Raw genomic sequence first — 1859 nt, 5'->3', positions numbered from 1 at the left:
CGCCACCGCCATCGTCGGCAAGGCGTGGCAGCGCCATGTCGTGCAGGACGATGGACGAATCAACGCCACGGCCTATTCCTTCTGTGCCCTCGACAAACTGCGCAGCGCGATTCGCCGCCGCGACGTGTTCATCAGCCCGAGTTGGCGCTACGCCGATCCGCGTGCCGGGCTGCTGGCCGGGACCGAGTGGGAAGCTGCGCGGCCTATCGTCTGCCGTTCGCTGGGACTGACGGCGCAGCCCGAGGCCACGTTGTCGGCACTGACGCGCGAACTGGATGAAACCTATCGGCGCGTCGCCGCGCGTCTGCCCGAGAACGACGCGATACGCTTCGAGAAGGTCGGCGACAAGACCGAACTGGTGCTCAGTCCGTTGGAAGCGTTGGAACAACCGCCTTCACTGATGGCGCTGCGCAACGAGATCAAGGCGCGTATGCCGCGCGTCGATCTGCCGGAAATCCTGCTGGAAGTCGCCGCACGCACGCGCTGCATGGAGGCATTCACGCACCTGACTGAGCGCACGGCGCGCGCGGCCGACCTGACTACCAGTGTATGCGCGGTGTTGATGGCCGAAGCCTGCAACACCGGCCCGGAGCCGCTGGTGCGGCAGGATACCCCGGCACTCAAACGCGACCGGCTGATGTGGGCTGATCAGAACTACGTGCGCGACGACACGCTGATCGCCTGTAATGTCATGTTGGTGGCGGCGCAAAACCGCATCGCGCTGGCTCGCTCCTGGGGCGGTGGCGACGTAGCTTCGGCTGACGGCATGCGTTTCGTGGTGCCGGTGCGCACCATCCACGCGGGGCCAAACCCGAAATACTTCAATCGCGGACGCGGCGTCACCTGGTACAACCTGCTGTCCGATCAACGCACCGGACTGAACGCGATCACCGTGCCTGGCACGTTGCGCGACAGCCTGGTGCTCCTGGCCGTCGTGCTGGAACAGCAAACCGAGTTGCAGCCGACGCAGATCATGACCGACACCGGCGCGTACAGCGATTTGGTGTTCGGGCTGTTTCGCCCCTCGAACTATCGCTTTTGTCCGCGTCTGGCCGACGTGGGCGGCACGCGCTTTTGGCGCGTTGATGCCAATGCCGACTATGGCGATCTCAACACGCTGGCACGGCAGCGCGTGAACCTCGACCGCATCACCCCGCATTGGGATGACGTGCTGCGTCTGGTCGGCTCGCTCAAGCTCGGGCTGGTGCCGGCGATGGGCATCATGCGCACCTTGCAGGTCGATGAGCGGCCTACCAGCCTAGCCCAGGCCATCGCCGAAATTGGCCGCATCGACAAGACTATCCACACGCTGAATTTCATCGACGACGAAGCCCGCCGCCGCGCCACGCTGCTGCAATTGAACCTCGGCGAAGGCCGCCACAGCCTGGCGCGCGAGGTCTTCCACGGCAAGCGTGGCGAGCTGTTCCAGCGCTACCGTGAAGGCCAGGAAGACCAGTTGAGCGCGCTCGGCCTAGTTGTCAACATGATCGTGCTATGGAACACACTGTACATGGACGCCGTGCTCACGCAGTTACGTAGCGAGGGCTACCCGGTTAAGCCCGAAGACGAGGCACGGCTGTCGCCGTTCAGTCACGAGCACATCAACATGCTCGGGCGTTATTCGTTCTCTGTGCCGGAGATCGTTGCGCGGGGCGAACTGAGACCTTTGACCAAACCGAATGAACCTTAAAAACCTTGGAAATTCACCATGCAACAAATGACGCAACAATCGTTGAATGATGCCGAGCTTAATCGGCTGGGCGACTTTCTAGAAGGAGTCGGTGCACCCGCAATGAATCTCGAAATGCTCGATGGGTTCTTTGCTGCACTCATTTGCGGCCCGACGTCCCCCCGATTTT

General features: G+C 62.6%; 2 protein-coding genes. Both read left to right on the top strand.

Annotation, left to right across the window (positions count from 1 at the left end):
- A partial coding sequence (locus XAXN_RS19435; RefSeq protein ID WP_054320737.1) for a Tn3 family transposase occupies positions 1 to 1690 on the top strand: 1690 nt, incomplete at its 5' end.
- Between the two features lie 18 nt (positions 1691 to 1708).
- Positions 1709 to 1859, top strand: a 151-nt coding sequence (locus XAXN_RS23455; RefSeq protein ID WP_134984934.1) for a UPF0149 family protein, incomplete at its 3' end; no start/stop codon positions are given.

The sequence above is a fragment of the Xanthomonas axonopodis genome (assembly GCF_001304695.1).
Lineage (GTDB): Bacteria > Pseudomonadota > Gammaproteobacteria > Xanthomonadales > Xanthomonadaceae > Xanthomonas > Xanthomonas axonopodis.
Note: the sequence above shows the minus strand (reverse complement) of the source record. Positions and strands in the feature narration are given on the sequence as shown.